A 16,646-nucleotide genomic window follows, 5' to 3' on the forward strand; every position below is an offset into this window, starting at 1 on the left:
CGCGAATGGTCGGGCCGGCGGTCTCTTCGGAGATTTCGCCGTCGTCTTCCTCGTTCTCCTCCTCCATCTTGTCGGGCGGAGGCTCCTTGGAAAGCATCGCGTCGAGATCGAGGATTTCGCGCAGCTGCATGTCTTCTGCGTTAAGCGCTTCGGACCACTGGATGATGGCGTGGAAGGTGATCGGGCTCTGGCACAGGCCCATGATCATCATGTCGCGGCTCGGATTCGATGCGTTTCGCAATGGCAATTTCGCCCTCGCGGCTCAGCAGCTCCACCGCGCCCATTTCGCGCAGGTACATGCGCACCGGATCATCGGTGCGGCCATCGGCAGCGGCTTTCTTTACCGCAGGAGCCTTGGCATCTTTCTTGGTTTCTTTCTTGGCATCGGCGCCGACAGAGATCTCTTCGACCTCGTTTTCCTGTTCCGCCTCGGCCTCGGCATCCTCGTCGTTCTCGACGATTTGCACGCCCATTTCGGACAGCGCCGTCTGGATGTCCTCGATCTGGTCGGGGCTCATCTCACCCGAAGGCAAAGCCTCGTTGAGCTCATCATAGGTGATGTAGCCCTTCTTCTTCGCCTTGGTCATCAGCTTCTTCACCGACGCCTCGTTGAGGTCGATCAGTGGAGCGTCTTCTTTGTCTTGCTTTTTGCTTTTAGCGGTCGAGGCCATGTAACGCTATCAATCCATCTCGAGGTTGTCTGCCGTCTCGCCCCCTTGGCTGTCCGGCACCACCGAATTTTCTTCCGTGGCCGCTGAAGAAGCGGCCCTTTTGCGCCCGAATGCTTTCAGACGCTCGTCAACTGTCATGAGCTGCTGCCGCAAGCGGGCCTGTTCTGCAAAGGACCCTTCCGGATCATCCTCAAACTTCGCAATCGTCGCTGCCATGGCAGCTTCGAGTGCTGGTTTATGGGCCAGCAACGACACAGCTTCGGCCAGTTCCTCGCGCGCTTCACCGGGGGCGCGCCTTCTCGGAGGAAGGTGTAACGATTGTCTACCGGTGGGGCAGGATAGCCTTGCTCCGCTGATATGGCGCTTTGAGCGCCTGAATCAAGCGTTTCCGATAGCTCTATCAGCGATTCAATTGCAGGTGCGGTCATTGCATCACAATTCTAGCGATCCGCCGCTCACGCTCTACGATCTTTTGCTTCACTTCGACAAGCCTAAGGAACTCTAGCTCATTCTCGGGTGAAGGGTCTGCTTCAATCTTCTTCATCGCTTGATCTAGATGTTTGGCTACCTTGGGCTTGTCGACCAAAACGACAAACGCCTCGTCAAGGCATTCTTGCACATATCCTCGTGTGGCGTCCTTCGCCAAAAATGGAAAGGCAATCGGACCTTTCCATTTTGCAATTTCCTCCAATTTTGTTGGCAGAGCGGAGCCATCATTAAGCGAGTCATTTGCCTCCCAAAACACATCGATTGCCTCCTCAATCTCAGGGCTAGGCGGCTCGTATTCGTCGATGGAACTCTTGTATCGCTCGAACAGTTCGGGATGGCGCGCAATTGCGGCTAGAGATGCACGTAATAATGCCTCGCGACTTCCACTCGCCACGAAATAACTGAGCCTAGCTAGGTTCTCTTTAGAAAGAAGCCCATGACCATTCGTCTTCGAAGTCCCAAATTTTTTCGGGTAAACGTGCTGATAATATAGATCGACAAGTTCGCGTCGATAAAGTCGCCGAAGTTCCTCATCTTGGATCGTATACGCTTGATCTATGAGACGACGTCGCAAGTAAGCTTTCTGCTCAGGTGTATCGAGCGGAGTAGCATCGCGTTCCGCCTCCCAAAGGAACCGGACAAGTGGAGTGGTGTCATTCAATAAGTTTTCAAAAGAACCTGCACCGCGTTTTCGAACCAAGTCGTCGGGGTCCATTCCTACGGGCAACTGAAGGATTTGCAGTGAATTCGGCGCCTTGAGTAGCGGGAGCGCTCGCTCGACCGCTCGCATCGCGGCGCGCTGGCCTGCATTGTCCCCGTCGAAGCAGAGCACCGGCACCTCGACCATCCGCCACAGCATTTCGAGCTGCATTTCGGTAAGCGCCGTGCCGAGCGGGGCCACAGCGTCCGTAAAGCCGGCCTGCGACAGCGCAATCACGTCCATATACCCTTCGACCACAATGACCCGGCTCGGTCTGGCGTGAGGCGGGCGCGGCGCGGTGCAGATTGTAAAGCGTGCGCCCCTTGTCGAACAGCGGTGTATCAGGGGAGTTGAGGTATTTCGCGACGCCGTCCCGGTCCGCAAGGATACGCCCGCCGAACGCGATCACCCGCCCGCGCGCGTCCTGGATCGGGAGCATGACGCGCCCGCGAAAACGGTCATAGGTCGTGCCGTCATCGGTCTTGATCCGCATGCCGGTGTCCACCAGCATTTCTTCATCGTAGCGAGACAATGCACGATTGAGCGCCTGCTTGCTTTCCGGGGCATACCCAAAACCGAATTCGCGCAGTGTCTCGTCCGTGAGATCGCGGCGGCGCAAATATTCGAGCGCTTCGTGTCCGTCTGCGCTGCGCAGGTTGTCCATGAACCATTCCTGCGCATCGGTCGTCACGTCGATCAGGCTGGCGCGCTTTTCCGCTTTCTTTGCCGCGACCGGGTCGGGGGCGGGGACTTCCATCCCGGCCTCAGCAGCGAGTTCCTTGATCGCGTCGATGAAGGACAGCCCTCGCTGCTCGGTCATCCAGCTGATGACATCGCCATGCGCGCCGCAGCCGAAGCAGTGATAGAACTGCTTCTGATCGTTGACATAGAAGCTTGGCGTCTTTTCGTCGTGGAACGGGCAGCGGCCCTTCCATTCGCGCCCCGCCTTAGTGATCTTGTCCGTCCGCAGGATAACGCTCGAAAGCGTGATCCGAGCGCGCAGCTCGTCTTTCCATTGCGGGGTGATGGTCATGCGGGGAAAATGCGCCCCGCACGCCAATCATTCAAGCGGTAAATTCAGTCTGCAGCCGAGGACGCTGTGCATGCATTGGTCGCTGCGCCATCCATCGCGGGATACGGGCCTTCGCCTGATGCCGTCACACCGTTGGCGCGGATCGCATAGCTGACCGCCGGTCCCGCCGGGGGCAGGGTAGAGCGCCAGTAGAAGGTGATCGGCTCGGCATCCTCCCATTGGTCGCCGCCATCGCCAGCATTTGCCGTCCAGTAAATCTCGCCGTCTTCTTCGCAAGTTACGACAATATTGATGCTGGGGCCGGCAGCAGCAATCGCTTCGGCTTTCGAGAACCCGGCTTCGCCAGTGAAACCATGTGCAGGAGCGGTCATCATGAAGGCTCCTGCGCTTTCGACGTCGATGTCATCGGGACCTGCGCCAGCGCCGGTTGTCGGGTCCATGTCCTCGCCCGGATAAACGGTGTGGACATAGGTGTAGATCGTGCCATCGGGCGCGCTGGCCGGATCGCACGTCTCCATCCCTGCCGGACACGCAACATACGAGGTGATGTCGGCAAGGATGCCCGCTTCATTGCTGAGGCTCGTCTGGACCTCCGGACCGCGCGGCCCAACGATCTTTGCGCCAAGCTCCAGATCGGCGAAATCGCCCGGATCAATTGCCGATGCAAGCGCGGCAGCCTCACCGTCTGTAGTGGCGACTTCGAGTTCCGCTGCATCTGAATCGTCGGCATCGTAATCGACTTCCGCTGCGGGATCGCCGCAAGCCGCCAAAAGCAAAGCTGGCGCGACCAAAATCGAATGGCGGATCATGATTTAGTTCCCCTCAAAAACTGTTCTTAAGCATGGCACTAGCGGTGCCCATATCCATAACAGCGCCGTATTTGCCTTTCAGTTCCGCCATGACGCGGCCCATATCCTTAACAGATGTCGCGCCAGTTGTTGCCTTGGCCTCCTCGATTGCAGCGCGGGTTTCCTCCTCGCTCATCATCTGGGGCAGGAATTCCTCGATGATGGCGAGTTCCGCGCGCTCGTTCTCGGCGAGTTCCTCGCGATTACCGTCAACATACATGGTTATCGATTCGCGCCGCTGCTTCGCCATTTTCTGCAAAACGGACGTGACGAGATCGTCATCGGGGATGTCCTTGGAGCTGGTGCGCTGCTCGATATCGCGGTCCTTGATCTTGGCGGAGATCTGGCGGAGCGTCGCAGTGCGGTCCTTCTCGCCTGCTTTCATCGAGGTGATGGTCGCGGCTTTGATGTCATCACGGATCATGGCGGGTTCGTCTTTTCGTCTAAGTTGTGGATGGATCGCTATATGGGCGCGCTCTACCGCATTGCGAGAGCGCCGCCTAGGTTGACGCAGGCCCGCTGTGGGCCTAGCCGATGGGACTTAGCGACATTGCTGGAAACACCTGACCCCGGAGAGCCCCAAATGGCCCGATCCGCCGCCACTCCTGCGCAACCTGACGGTGCGACGGGCTTGCTGATTCTGGCCGATGGGACGGCGATCTGGGGGAAAGGCTTTGGCGCGATGGGATCTGCCATAGGCGAGGTGTGCTTCAACACCGCGATGACGGGATATCAGGAGGTGATGACCGATCCGTCCTATGACAGTCAGATCGTAACCTTTACCTTTCCGCATATCGGCAATGTCGGCGCGAACGAGGAAGACGTGGAAAGCCGCGGTCTGGGTGCGGTCGGCTGCATCGTCCGCGAAGAAGTGACGCCGCATTCCAATTTCCGCGCGCGCGATGAATTCGTCGAGTGGATGAAGGCGCACGGCAAGATCGGTCTATCCGGCGTCGATACGCGCGCGCTCACCCGCCGCGTCCGCATGAACGGCGCGCCCAATGCGGTGATTGCGTATGAGCCGAGCGGGAACTTCGACGTCGGTGCATTGCTCAAACAGGCGCAGGAATTCAGCGGACTGGAAGGGCTCGATCTCGTCCCGCGCGTGTCGCGACAGGAGAACGAGGATTGGCGCGGCGGGCATTGGCAGCTTGGCTTCGGCTATACCGAGAGCAACCGTGAGCGCCCGCATGTCGTGGCGATCGATTACGGCGCGAAGGACAACATCTTCCGCAATCTCGTGAAAGCGGGCGCGAAGGTCACTGTGGTCCCGGCGCGCAGCACCTTCGATGAAATCATGGCGCTGGAGCCGGAGGGCGTGTTCCTCTCCAATGGCCCTGGCGATCCGGCAGCGACTGGCGAATATGCCGTGCCGGTGATCAAGGCATTGCTGGAGCGCGACGTACCGCTGTTCGGCATCTGCCTCGGCCACCAGATGCTGGGCCTCGCAGCGGGCGCAAAGACTGCCAAGATGCACCAGGGCCACCGCGGCGCAAACCACCCGGTCCAGCGCGTCGGGAGTGCGTGGGGCGAGAGCGAGGGCCTAGTCGAGATCACCAGCATGAACCACGGCTTCGCAGTCGATGGCGAGACCCTGCCTGACACACTGGAGCAGACGCATGTAAGCCTGTTCGACGGCTCGAATTGCGGGATCGCGGTAAAGGGCAAGCGCGCGTTCGGGGTGCAATATCACCCGGAGGCATCGCCGGGACCGCAGGATAGCTTTTACCTGTTCGAGAAGTTTGTCGGGGGGCTGGGGTAATGGAGGCTCCTCCTTTCGACTACGGCGCCGCAGAAGAAAGAATTGTTGGCGAACTAGTTGATTGCGGGCTTGAGCGATCAGGTATCACCGTACGCTACGACGAGACGATCCAAGCGTTCGAGGTTACAATCTTCGACGCAGCCAACCCGCGAGCTCAACAATTCGATTGTCTTGAGAAGACGTCCGTCCAATACGAAATTAGGTTTGAGGATGAGAACCTGAATTCCGCTTACTGGGAACCGATGCATTCGCGTTTGCAAGCTCAAAATCTTGCCAGCGCTCGCGAAAATCTTGCTGAGAAAGGGTTACTCGAAGGGCTGCCGAGTTTGGAAAGTGCGGGTGGATATACGGGCTTCCTCCCCTCTCTTGAAGTGCATTGCGGTTTCGCTGCCGGCTCGATGTTGAGGCTGATAGGTGACGATCAAGTGGTCTTTGAACCGAACGTTCCTTTCGAGCAACTCGATTTCGAGCGCTCTTTTTGCGTTTTCAATGGGTTGCTTCTTGCAGGTGTCACCATTTTTGGATTTGCAGGCAACGAACAGGTTGCTCCGCGCGACGACAGTACAAATGAATGAGCGCGCCGCTATGATCCTGGCCTTACTCGCCGTCCCCGCACTCGCCCAGAACCCGGCGATGACGCCGCCGCCTGCTGACGCTTGGCCGGGCGCTGTGATTGCCCCTAGCGTGGCGTTTCAGGGCGACGGCTCGGTCACGCTTGAGCAGGGCGCGGGCGGGTTGCCGGTGCTCGTATTCTGGCGGCTCGATCCTCTTTCGCGAGGACACCAGCAAGCCAATCGCGGGCCGGATGGATTGCCGGATCGTCGCCAGTGACGGGCGCTTCACGGAAGAGCGCTTCGACCCGGACGCCTTGCACGAGGTGAGCGAGGAGCTGCGCGAGGCTCAGGGCTTCAAGGACGAGGACGTCCTGCGCGATATCGGGGACACCGTCCGCCAGATCGACATTGTCGGACGGCGGACCGCGCCGCACCAGCATTACGTCCTCAGCTACATCCTCGTGCGCGATGGGCAGCGCCTGATCGACATTCGCCGCAATTGCACCTTCATCCACGGCGCCGGGATCAGCCGAATTGACGCCTTGCCCTATGTTTATCGGTATACGAAGCTCACATACGCATTCGAGCCGAATACGGGAGAACAGGGATGATACGCCGCGCGATCACACTTACCGCCGCCATGGCAGGCCTTGCGCTGCTGCCGGGCTGCTCGCTGTTCGACGACACGGATTGGCGCGAGGGAGAGGAATCTGCCGAAGAATGCGCCCAGCGCATGTCGGGCAAGCTCGAATTCAAGGAGGCTCTTGCCCAGCAGGAAGGACGCTTCATCCCGACCTTCACCTTCGATATCACCAAGATGGAGCTTGAGGACATGCAGGCCCTCATCGTGCCGGGCAGCGATGAAACCGCAGGCGCGCGCGCCATGGCCGCTACCAATGAGACATCGACCGCAGTAACCCGGTTCATGACCCAGCCAGTAGATGAAAAAGGAGCGTTCTTCCTTGGCCAGAACCCCGCGCTTTACCGCGTACGCGGACAACCAAAGCCACTCCTGGACATCATCACGGCCGGATGCGCGCGTCAGGTCGCGGGAATGCGGCTGACCGAAATATCCCTGCAGCGCGCCGGCTCCGCTACCGCCGAAACAACCGAAACCGATCCCCAAGAGGACGAAGCCTCCTGATGCCCAAACGCACCGACATTTCCTCCATCCTAGTCATTGGCGCCGGTCCGATCATCATCGGCCAGGCGCGCGAGTTCGATTATTCGGGCACGCAGGCGATCAAGGCGCTGAAGGAGGAGGGATACCGCGTCATCCTCGTCAATTCGAACCCGGCGACGATCATGACCGATCCCGAGTTTGCCGACGCGACCTATATCGAGCCGATCACGCCCGAGATCGTGGCCAAGATCATCGCCAAGGAGAAACCCGACGCCCTGCTGCCGACAATGGGCGGACAGACGGCGCTCAACTGCGCGCTGAAACTCGATGAAATGGGCGCGCTGGCCGAGCACGGGGTCGAGATGATCGGTGCAAAAGCCGACGCCATCGACAAGGCGGAGAATCGGCAGCGCTTCCGCGATGCGATGGACAAGATCGGCCTCGAAAGCGCCCGCAGCGGTGTCGCCAACACGCTCGAGGAAGCGCGCGGGCTGATCGAGCATACGGGCCTGCCTGCAATTATCCGCCCGAGCTTCACCCTTGGCGGAACGGGCGGGGGCATCGCCTACAACAAGGCCGAGTTCGACCGGATTGTGGGCGAAGGCCTCGATGCATCGCCGACCACCGAAGTCCTGATCGAGGAATCGCTGCTCGGCTGGAAGGAATACGAGATGGAGGTGGTGCGCGATCATGCGGACAACGCCATCATCATCTGCTCGATCGAAAATGTCGATCCGATGGGTGTGCACACAGGGGATCTCGATTACGGTCGCCCCGGCGCTGACCCTGACGGACAAGGAATACCAGATCATGCGGAGCGCCAGCATTGCGGTGCTGCGCGAGATCGGCGTCGAAACCGGCGGATCGAATGTTCAGTTCGCGGTCAATCCCGCGGATGGCCGCCTGATCGTGATCGAGATGAACCCGCGCGTGTCGCGCTCGTCTGCACTCGCATCCAAGGCCACCGGCTTTCCGATTGCGCGCGTCGCGGCAAAGCTGGCGGTGGGTTATACGCTCGACGAGATCACGAACGAGATCACCGGCGCGACGCCTGCGAGTTTCGAGCCGACCATCGATTACGTCGTGACCAAGATCCCGCGCTTTGCGTTCGAGAAATTCAAGGGCACCGAGCCGCTTCTCTCTACGGCGATGAAGTCGGTCGGCGAAGTCATGGCGATCGACCGCAACTTCGCCGAGAGTATGCAGAAGGCTCTGCGCGGGCTCGAAACCGGGCTTGACGGGTTCAACCGCGCGCCCGAGCTGGAAGGCGCGCACAAGGACGTGATCACCGCCGCAATTTCGCGCCGGACACCCGACCGGCTGCTGAAGGTCGGGCAGGCGTTCCGCGAGGAACTGACCGTCGAGGAAATTCACGCTGTCACGGGATATGACCGCTGGTTCCTGCGCCAGATCGAGGCGATCATCTACGAAGAGCGGATGCTGGCGCATAACGGCCTGCCGCGCACTGCAGACGAGCTGCGCCGCCTCAAGTCCATGGGCTTTTCCGACCGGCGCCTCGCGACGCTTGCCGTGCGGTCGGTCGGCGTGGCTGGCGGTCTTGCCGAAACGCAGGCGAAGCGGTCCGGGCTGCTCCACGATGCGCTGCAGGCGATGGCAGGGGCGACCAGCGAGAGCGAAGTGCGCGCCCTGCGCCGCAAGCTGGGTGTCCATCCAGTTTACAAGCGGATCGATAGCTGCGCCGCCGAATTCGAGGCGATAACGCCTTACATGTACTCGACATACGAAGCCCCGAGCTTCGGCGAACCGGAGGACGAGGCTGCTCCCTCCGACCGGAAGAAGATCGTGATCCTTGGCGGCGGGCCGAACCGGATCGGGCAAGGCATCGAGTTCGATTATTGCTGCGTCCACGCCTGCTTCGCGCTCGCCGAGCAGGGCTATGAGACGATCATGGTCAACTGCAATCCGGAGACGGTATCGACAGACTACGACACTTCCGACCGCCTGTATTTCGAGCCGCTGACCGCCGAAGACGTGCTGGAAATCCTGCGCGTTGAACAGCAGGCTGGCGAGCTTGTCGGGGTGATCGTGCAATTCGGCGGGCAGACCCCGCTGAAACTGGCGCAGGCGCTGGAAGACGAGGGCATCCCGATCCTCGGCACCTCACCCGACGCCATCGACCTTGCCGAGGACCGCGAGCGGTTTGCGAAGCTCGTCAACAAGCTCAAGCTCAAGCAGCCGGAAAACGGCATCGCCTACAGCCGCGACGAGGCGGCGGCGAGGGCGGCTCATATCGGTTATCCAGTGCTGCTACGCCCGTCCTATGTGCTCGGCGGGCGGGCAATGGAAATCGTCGATTCCGAAGCGCAGCTCGACGATTACATCAAGTCCGCCGTGAATGTGTCCGGCGACAGCCCGGTACTGGTCGACCAATATCTGCGCGATGCAATCGAGTGCGATGTCGATGCGCTTGCCGATGGCGACGAAGTGCGCATCGCAGGCGTCATGCAGCATATCGAGGAGGCAGGCGTACACTCGGGCGACAGCGCCTGCTCCTTGCCGCCCTATTCGCTGCCGGCAGAGATCGTCGAGGAAATGGAGCGACAGGCGGTAGCGCTTGCGAACGCCCTGAAGGTGCGCGGCCTCATGAACGTTCAGTTCGCGGTGAAAAACGGTGAGGTTTACCTGATCGAAGTGAACCCGCGAGCAAGCCGCACCGTGCCATTTGTCGCCAAGGCGATTGGGCAGCCGGTCGCAAAAATCGCCAGCCGGATAATGGCTGGCGAAAAACTCGCGAATTTCGAGCCGTTCAAGCGCGACTTGCCATACATGGCCATCAAGGAGGCGGTTTTCCCGTTCAGCCGGTTCCCGGGTGCCGATTCCAACCTGACGCCGGAGATGAAATCGACCGGAGAGGTGATGGGGATTGACCAGACTTTCCCGGCAGCGTTTCTGAAGGCGCAGATGGGTGCGGGGATGACGCTGCCGCGCAGTGGCACCGTATTCGTGTCTGTGAAGGACACAGACAAGCAAGCCATTGTACCTGCGGTGAAAACCCTGATAGAAGAAGGCTTCGAAATCGTCGCAACCGGCGGTACAAAGGAGTATCTGAGCGAACATGGCCTCAATGTTGAACGCGTAAACAAGGTCGCAGAGGGCCAACCCCATATCGTTGACAAGATGATTGATGGGGAGATCGATTTGATCTTCTGCACCACGGAAGGGTGGCAATCCTTGCGCGATTCAAAATCGATCCGCGCGACAGCACTTGAAAAGAAGGTGCCATCCTACACGACCGCTGCTGGCTCGGTGGCCGCAGCGCAGGCAATTGCCGCCATAAAACCGGATCAACTTGAAGTCCGCAGTTTGCAGGACTATTATAACTGAGAATTCACGCCGTCCCTCCCGACATTCTGCTGTGTAGAGGCCGCCTCGCCAAGAGACGGTCACAGTCGAAATGACGCGGTAAAATGTGGTTGGGACCAGAAGGAAAGAATTGGAATGGCTACGATGGAAAAGGTCCCGATGCTCGCCGAGGGGTACGAGCGCCTGACTGCCGACCTGAAGGCTTTGCGCGATGAACGCCCGAAGATCGTCGACGCGATCGAAGAAGCGCGCGCGCATGGCGATCTGTCGGAAAACGCCGAATACCACGCTGCGAAAGAGCGTCAGGGCCAGGTTGAAGCCATGATCGGCGATATCGAGGGCAAGATCAGCCGCGCTCAGATTATCGATCCAGCAACGCTGACCGGCGACAAAATTGTCTTCGGTTCGACAGTCACGTTGCTCGATGAAGACGACAAGCCGGTCAAGTACCAGATCGTAGGTGAAACCGAGGCTGACGTCGCATCAGGCCGCATTTCATTCAGCTCGCCTTTGGCGCGCGCCATGATCGGCAAGCAGGTCGAAGACGAGATCGAGGTCACGGTCCCGTCAGGAGACAAGTTCTACCTCGTCGAAAAAATCGAATTCATCTGATCAATGCGCGTTAAACCTCTCTATTGAGAGGTTTTTCCATCGCGTAATTGTGGATTTCCACTGACCCATCACCATGTGCGATCTCGAAATCGCGTCGGTGCTGAACAATGTAACCGGCTCGCTCGAAAGCGGGCCGGGCCAGTTCGCTTGCTTCGGTGTAGAGTCGCGCTGCGCCGAGTGACCGCGCTTTCGTTTCGCACTCTGCGAGCAATGCATCGGCGAGGCCGCGCCTCGTGTGCATGGGATGGCAATAGAGCATGTCGAGATGGCCGTCAGGCTCAAGCAGGGCGAAAGCGACGGGCTGATCGTCCGCGTCTGCTGCGACAAGAATGTATGCGCCGTCTTTGGCCCGCGCGATGAACCGCTCCGGCCCGGGATGGCGCGCGCCCCAGGCATCGACCTGACGGCGTGAATAGTGCCGCGAGCCGACTTCGCGGATGGCTGCGACGGTCAGCTGCGCCAATGCGGGCGCGTCTCCATCAATGAAGGGGCGGATTGTGTAGGCCACTGGCGCTAGGCCTTAGTGCGGAATTGCACCGATTACGCGTCGGGTGTCAGCAATTTGTGGATGTGGACCACGACATATTTCATCTCGGCATCGTCCACGGTGCGGTGGGCCTGTGCGCGCCATGCATCGACGGCGTCATCATAAGTGCTGTAGATCCCGACGACGTGCAGGCTTTCCGGATCCTGGAACTCGATCCCGCGCGGGTCTGTCACACGGCCGCCCATTACGAGGTGGAGGCGCTGGCTTGGGGTGGTTTCTTCCATCTGAACGTCCTTGGGGAGGCAAAGTGAGAATTCACGCGCCCCTTAGCGTATCGGGCGGCAGGAGCAAGCCTGCGTGCGCTGCCGCACCGATTTACGCGGGTTAACTCGTGACCTTGCCTTTCAAGCCTCGCACGGCCCGTCCGGCGCGGCGGCGGGTGCGGCGCGTTACGCTGCGGCCCTTGTCGACCGCGTTGCCCGCGAAATATTCGGTATCTCGGCGGATCTGCCTCGCCTTGGAGCTCGCGCTGTCGCCGAAATCCTCGAGCTTGTCCTGACCGGCCTGCGCCGTGTCCATCGCTTCATCGATCAGCTTGATCCCGTATGCGGTGATGGCATCGGCCAGGAGCGCGCCGAAGCGCGAAACCTGCTTGGTCGAGACATTTCCGACGGCATCCTTGGTGCTGCGAGCAGCGCTGTTGACAGCATTCACCGTGCCGGTCGCGGCGCTGCGGGCTGCTCTGCGTCCCGGTGAGGTCATGGCGCCGATCGCCAGTCCGACTGCGACAGCGCCGCCAAGGACGGTGAGCGGATGATCTTTCGCAAACTGGGTGGCAGCACCGGCGGCTTCCTTGGCCTGTTCGGCGAGGGTGCGCTGCTCGATCCGGCGCTCGCTCGCCTCGATCTTGGCGCGCAGTTCGTCGCGCTTGTCGGGTGCAGTGTCGTTTGTGGGGGTAGGGGCGGTTTCAGTCATCGGGGTCTCCGGACGGGGTAGATTGATCGGCGCTGTTTTCAGGCGCGTCGTTGTTGTAATCGGGGTCGACCTGCTCGTTTTCCTCGCTGGTCAGGCCGAGCAGTTCAAAGATCGGTTCGCGCGAAATCCAGAGCAGGATTGCACCAACCAGCGCGGCAATGATGCCGGGATTGTCATCGGCCCTGTCTTTCGCGGTTTCCAGCACGTCCTTGGCGCCTTCACCGACACGGTCGACCATCCTGCTGGCGATCCCGCCGCCCGACAGGGACGCGCGGACATGCGCAAGGTCGGTCAAAAACACCTCAAGCGCCGCATCTCTCAGGGCGCGATCCTCGTAAAAGGACGGATCGAGTTTCTTCACGCGCCGCTTTCTTTGTCAGACGATCCGAACATCAGGCCAAGGCGGTCGGTGTTACGCTTTGCTTTGAGCCCGAGCCAGACGGTCAGGATCAGAAGCACGCCGACGACAATGGCGATGGCTCCCCAGATCGTCACGAGCGGTTCGAGCGCTATCACGAGGCCCACGGCAAGGGCGAGCACCGCGATATGAAGTGTGATCGCCGCCACCACCAGAAAAGCGATAGCCTTGCCGACACTTGTCCCGGCGATTTTCGCGCGAGTTTTCTGGAACGCAATCTCTGCCTCAGCATAGGTGCGCCCATCGTCAATAAGCGCAGCAAGCTCGTCAGTCAGCGATTCGTCGTATTCAGCCGCGTCCTCATCGGCAGCGGCATCGGCGGGGGGCGCAGTTTCTGCGTCAAAGGGACCGACCGGATCGAGAGCGTTGCGCTCATCGTCTACCGGACGTTCGTCATCACGCATTCACTGTCCCCCCAAGGACCGTAGTTATTTGCTTGAGCCGCGGAAAAGGCGCGCGATCAGATAACCGGCGACCGCGGCGATGCCGAGTGCAGTGCCGGGGCTCTTGCGCACGAATTCACGGGCGTCGTCGCCAAGCTCGTCCACGCTCTTCGCATCGAGTTTCGCCGAAGTTTCGGCGAGGCTGCGCGAAGCCTTGCGAGCGTAATCGCCATATTGCTCGCCCAGACGGTCGTCGATCTGCGGAGCAGTATCTGCAATTACCTTGCCAATCGAGGCGATGCCGTCGCTGGTCGCAGACTTGGCGTCGACCGCGAGGTCACCGGCACGGTGCTTGGCCTTCTCGCCGTAAGCGCGCGCTTCGCTCATCAGGTCGTCGCCCTTGCTCTTGGCCTGCTCGCGGTATTCGCCAGCACGGTCGCCAGCCTCGGCTCGCAGCGCAGCGGCGCCGGCCTTTGCTTCTTCAAGCGCGGCATTGAAGCGAGTTTTCGCCTCGTCAGCCGGTTTCGCGGTCGCTGCGGTCTTCTTCGGCTCAGCCTTCTTAGGCGTCGTCGACTTGGTCGTTGCGCCCTTTGTTGAGGTCTTTGCGGGGGTCTTGGTAATTTTCGTGTCAGCCATAGTCTTTCTCTTAGCCCTCCAATATCTTGCTTTTCCAGACGGAATTCGCGGGGTTGTAGTTTTGAAATCAACGCGCCTTGCGCCCTGATGTTCCGACGAATAGGGGGAAGCGGAAAAATCAGGTGGCGCATGGTGGTCCGACACCGGTCTAGGTGTGTTATCTGTATACAACACTTTTCCAGCGGAGCCAAGCATGACAGCCATTATCGACCTTCACGGACGCGAGATTCTCGACAGTCGCGGCAATCCGACCGTCGAAGTCGATGTGCTGCTCGATGACGGCAGTTTCGGGCGCGCCGCTGTACCTTCCGGAGCGTCGACCGGCGCGCATGAGGCGGTCGAACTGCGCGATGGCGATAGCGCCCGTTACAAGGGCAAAGGCGTGCTGAAGGCGGTCGAAGCGGTGAATGGCGAAATCCGCGACTTGTTGATCGGCGCGTTCGATGCCGAGGATCAGCGCGACATCGACCTCTCGCTGATTGCGCTCGACGGGACTGCGAACAAGGGCCGCATCGGTGCAAATGCAATCCTCGGAACCAGCCTTGCTGTGGCCAAGGCAGCGGCGAACGCGCGCGGCCTTCCGCTCTATTCCTATCTCGGCGGGGTATCGGCGCATGTCCTGCCGGTGCCGATGATGAACATCATCAATGGCGGCGAGCATGCCGACAACCCGATCGATATCCAGGAATTCATGATCATGCCGGTCGGGGCCGATAGTCTCGCCGAAGCCGTGCGCTGGGGCTCGGAAGTCTTCCATACCCTGAAAAAGGGCCTGTCCGACAAGGGTCTGGCCACAAGCGTTGGCGATGAAGGCGGCTTTGCCCCTGACCTCGCCAGCACGCGCGCTGCGCTCGATTTCATCATGGCATCGATCGAACAGGCCGGTTTCAAACCGGGCGAGGACATCGTGCTGGCGCTCGATTGCGCGGCGACCGAATTCTTCAGGGATGGCAAATACGAAATTTCGGGCGAGGGGCTCAGCCTCGATGGTGCCGGCATGGCCGATTACCTTGCCAAGCTGTGCGCCGATTACCCGATCCGCTCGGTCGAGGACGGTATGGGCGAAGACGATTTCGATGGCTGGAAAGCGGTCACCGATGCGATTGGCGAGACAGTGCAACTGGTTGGCGACGACCTGTTCGTGACCAATCCCGAGCGGCTGTCGGACGGCATATCGCAGGGTCTTGCCAATTCGCTGTTGGTGAAGGTCAACCAGATCGGCACACTCACCGAAACGCTTGCGGTACCGTCGATATGGCGCACCGCGCTGGTTACACATCCGTCATGAGCCATCGTTCAGGGGAAACCGAAGACGCAACCATCGCTGATCTCGCCGTTGCGACGAATTGCGGGCAGATCAAGACCGGATCGCTTGCCCGGTCGGACCGGCTTGCGAAATACAACCAGTTGATCCGCATCGAAGAGGAACTGGGCGACAGTGCGGTCTATGCCGGGCGCGGCTGCTTCGGCGGCTGACAACTGGCCCCAAATTTCGCTATTTTTCCAGCTCGGTCAGTCTACGCCTGAGGCGCCGGCGAAATAGGCGTCCATCTTCTCGAGACCTTTTTCAGAAAGGCGAACAAGCACACGGCGTTGATCGCTGGGGTCGTGTTCGCGAACGATCAGACCCTGTTCTGCCAACACGCCAAGCCATCTGAGACCCGTGGTCGGCGGCGCAGCCGAGCCGATACAGGCGCTCGAGACCGAGACCGGATTATTGTCCGAATGCGCGACGTAGAGGTCGAGCAGAATGTCCCATGCGGGCTCGCCGAATAACTCGGGTGCACTGAATATCGCGTCACGCTCACGCCGAACTGAATAGATAGCCCGTGCCATTTCGGCAAAGACTGTGCGCTGGAGAGCGGGATCTCCCGACAACGCAATCGGTGCGCCATTCCTTTCATTGTGTGGTCCCGCATCGCCCGGATCCAGCTCACTACCGGCGGAGATGAAGGTTCCATCACGGAGCCGCTCTGCAATTGCCGCCAACTGCTCGGCCATTGAGTGCAGGTCTCCGGTTTCGAGGCCCGGAACGGCAAGATCGGCTTGTGAGGAATCTTTGAATTCAGAAGGCTCTGCGCGTCCCATCACTGCGCACCGTGATCGGCAAGCAAGACGCTATTGGTCGCAAGCGACAGTATGCCTGTGACGCTCCGGACGTTGCGATGGATTCGGGTAAGTCGCATTGCGCCTCCTGACGAGGCCAAGGCTGGCTTAATCCCCTAATAGGGTCTTTTACCTCGTTGAGAGAGAGATAGAACAGCGGGCGGCGAATGCCATTAAGGGCGAACACCTACCGCGCTGTATAACCCGTCAAATTGCGGGAGCGATTGCCGGGGCCAGGCAGAGCAGATCCGGGTCGAAGGGAGACAGGCTCTCCTCATTCACCACCGCGATATTGGTGCGCAATTGCTCAATCGCAGCATTGACGTGAATGGCAGCGATGCCCGCTCCCACTTCGTCAAGGATTTCCAGTTGCTGCTCGAGCGAGTTCTATCACGCAATAAAGGTCGCGTGCGTCCGGTAGCGGCATGTCAGCCATACATTGATCCCATTCCAAGTCTGTTTCGCGATCCCTGACCCCCACGGCCCTCCCGGATCGCGATTGCCACATTGGACACTACGCCTGAC

Annotated in this window: 18 protein-coding genes and 4 pseudogenes; 8 read left to right on the forward strand and 14 right to left on the reverse strand. The window is 60.1% G+C overall.

The genetic code is table 11. From position 1 onward, the window contains the following. Nucleotides 1–7 precede the first annotated feature (7 nt). The 6 genes and pseudogenes from AC0L39_RS08435 to AC0L39_RS08460 form a co-directional block, all read right to left on the reverse strand. A pseudogene (locus AC0L39_RS08435) lies at nt 8–211 on the reverse strand (RNA polymerase sigma factor RpoD); the annotation flags it as partial. Next, nucleotides 141–671, reverse strand: coding sequence for an RNA polymerase sigma factor region1.1 domain-containing protein (locus AC0L39_RS08440; RefSeq protein WP_473257081.1), 531 nt, complete (start codon nt 669–671; stop codon nt 141–143). The gene AC0L39_RS08440 and the pseudogene AC0L39_RS08435, both read right to left, overlap by 71 nt. Before the next feature lie 9 nt (nt 672–680). After that, a complete protein-coding gene (locus AC0L39_RS08445) occupies nt 681–887 on the reverse strand; it encodes a hypothetical protein (RefSeq protein ID WP_473257083.1) in 207 nt (68 codons plus the stop codon). Nucleotides 888–1,623: 736 nt separating this feature from the next. After that, nucleotides 1,624–2,893: pseudogene (gene dnaG / locus AC0L39_RS08450) on the reverse strand (DNA primase); the annotation flags it as partial. Between the two features lie 44 nt (nt 2,894–2,937). Then, nucleotides 2,938–3,702, reverse strand: a complete 765-nt coding sequence (locus AC0L39_RS08455; RefSeq protein ID WP_473257085.1) for a hypothetical protein — start codon at nt 3,700–3,702, stop codon at nt 2,938–2,940. Between the two features lie 13 nt (nt 3,703–3,715). Further along, nucleotides 3,716–4,165, reverse strand: coding sequence for a GatB/YqeY domain-containing protein (locus AC0L39_RS08460; RefSeq protein WP_473257088.1), 450 nt, complete (start codon nt 4,163–4,165; stop codon nt 3,716–3,718). A gap of 159 nt (nt 4,166–4,324) precedes the next feature. Between AC0L39_RS08460 and carA the strand changes: the two genes are divergently transcribed. From carA to greA, 7 genes and pseudogenes are all read left to right on the forward strand, one after another. Further along, entirely contained in the window at nt 4,325–5,503 is a 1,179-nt protein-coding gene (gene carA / locus AC0L39_RS08465; RefSeq protein WP_473257090.1) for a glutamine-hydrolyzing carbamoyl-phosphate synthase small subunit, read from the forward strand. Then, nucleotides 5,503–6,078 carry a hypothetical protein gene (locus AC0L39_RS08470; RefSeq protein ID WP_473257092.1) on the forward strand — a complete coding sequence of 192 codons (576 nt, stop codon included), beginning with the start codon at nt 5,503–5,505 and terminating at the stop codon, nt 6,076–6,078. The genes carA and AC0L39_RS08470 overlap by 1 nt, the downstream gene beginning before the upstream one ends. 10 nt (nt 6,079–6,088) lie before the next feature. Further along, complete coding sequence (locus AC0L39_RS08475) at nt 6,089–6,334, forward strand: hypothetical protein (protein ID WP_473257094.1); 246 nt, start codon at nt 6,089–6,091, stop codon at nt 6,332–6,334. Beyond that, complete coding sequence (locus AC0L39_RS08480) at nt 6,309–6,668, forward strand: hypothetical protein (protein WP_473257096.1); 360 nt, start codon at nt 6,309–6,311, stop codon at nt 6,666–6,668. The genes AC0L39_RS08475 and AC0L39_RS08480 overlap by 26 nt, the downstream gene beginning before the upstream one ends. After that, the gene (locus AC0L39_RS08485; RefSeq protein WP_473257098.1) at nt 6,665–7,201 is read left to right on the forward strand and encodes a hypothetical protein; all 537 of its coding nucleotides are present in this window, start codon (nt 6,665–6,667) and stop codon (nt 7,199–7,201) included. Before AC0L39_RS08480 ends, AC0L39_RS08485 begins: the two co-directional genes overlap by 4 nt. Beyond that, nucleotides 7,201–10,525: pseudogene (gene carB / locus AC0L39_RS08490) on the forward strand (carbamoyl-phosphate synthase large subunit). Before AC0L39_RS08485 ends, carB begins: the two are co-directional and overlap by 1 nt. A gap of 114 nt (nt 10,526–10,639) precedes the next feature. Continuing rightward, nucleotides 10,640–11,116, forward strand: a complete 477-nt coding sequence (greA, locus tag AC0L39_RS08495; protein ID WP_473257099.1) for a transcription elongation factor GreA — start codon at nt 10,640–10,642, stop codon at nt 11,114–11,116. Nucleotides 11,117–11,126: 10 nt separating this feature from the next. Here the strand turns inward: greA and AC0L39_RS08500 are convergent, their stop codons facing one another. From AC0L39_RS08500 to AC0L39_RS08525, 6 genes are all read right to left on the reverse strand, one after another. Then, the gene (locus AC0L39_RS08500) at nt 11,127–11,624 is read right to left on the reverse strand and encodes a GNAT family N-acetyltransferase (RefSeq protein WP_473257102.1); all 498 of its coding nucleotides are present in this window, start codon (nt 11,622–11,624) and stop codon (nt 11,127–11,129) included. Between the two features lie 32 nt (nt 11,625–11,656). Then, on the reverse strand, nt 11,657–11,887 hold the full coding sequence (locus tag AC0L39_RS08505) for a DUF4170 domain-containing protein (RefSeq protein WP_473257104.1): 231 nt from the start codon (nt 11,885–11,887) through the stop codon (nt 11,657–11,659). A gap of 100 nt (nt 11,888–11,987) precedes the next feature. Continuing rightward, the gene (locus tag AC0L39_RS08510; protein WP_473257105.1) at nt 11,988–12,578 is read right to left on the reverse strand and encodes a hypothetical protein; all 591 of its coding nucleotides are present in this window, start codon (nt 12,576–12,578) and stop codon (nt 11,988–11,990) included. Continuing rightward, complete coding sequence (locus AC0L39_RS08515; RefSeq protein WP_473257106.1) at nt 12,571–12,939, reverse strand: hypothetical protein; 369 nt, start codon at nt 12,937–12,939, stop codon at nt 12,571–12,573. The genes AC0L39_RS08510 and AC0L39_RS08515 overlap by 8 nt, the downstream gene beginning before the upstream one ends. Continuing rightward, entirely contained in the window at nt 12,936–13,400 is a 465-nt protein-coding gene (locus AC0L39_RS08520; protein ID WP_473257108.1) for a phage holin family protein, read from the reverse strand. Before AC0L39_RS08520 ends, AC0L39_RS08515 begins: the two co-directional genes overlap by 4 nt. Before the next feature lie 24 nt (nt 13,401–13,424). Continuing rightward, complete coding sequence (locus tag AC0L39_RS08525) at nt 13,425–14,015, reverse strand: hypothetical protein (protein WP_473257110.1); 591 nt, start codon at nt 14,013–14,015, stop codon at nt 13,425–13,427. A gap of 193 nt (nt 14,016–14,208) precedes the next feature. Between AC0L39_RS08525 and eno the strand changes: the two are divergent. Then, nucleotides 14,209–15,491: pseudogene (gene eno, locus AC0L39_RS08530) on the forward strand (phosphopyruvate hydratase). Between the two features lie 36 nt (nt 15,492–15,527). On the opposite strand, the gene AC0L39_RS08535 reads toward eno, so the two are convergent. Together AC0L39_RS08535 and AC0L39_RS08540 are read right to left on the reverse strand one after the other, a co-directional pair. Next, nucleotides 15,528–16,103, reverse strand: a complete 576-nt coding sequence (locus tag AC0L39_RS08535; RefSeq protein WP_473257111.1) for a MarR family winged helix-turn-helix transcriptional regulator — start codon at nt 16,101–16,103, stop codon at nt 15,528–15,530. A 225-nt stretch (nt 16,104–16,328) separates the two neighbouring features. After that, the gene (locus tag AC0L39_RS08540; protein WP_473257113.1) at nt 16,329–16,472 is read right to left on the reverse strand and encodes a hypothetical protein; all 144 of its coding nucleotides are present in this window, start codon (nt 16,470–16,472) and stop codon (nt 16,329–16,331) included. Between the last annotated feature and the right edge of the window lie 174 nt (nt 16,473–16,646).

This window comes from Erythrobacter sp. K21-9 (genome assembly GCF_055808355.1).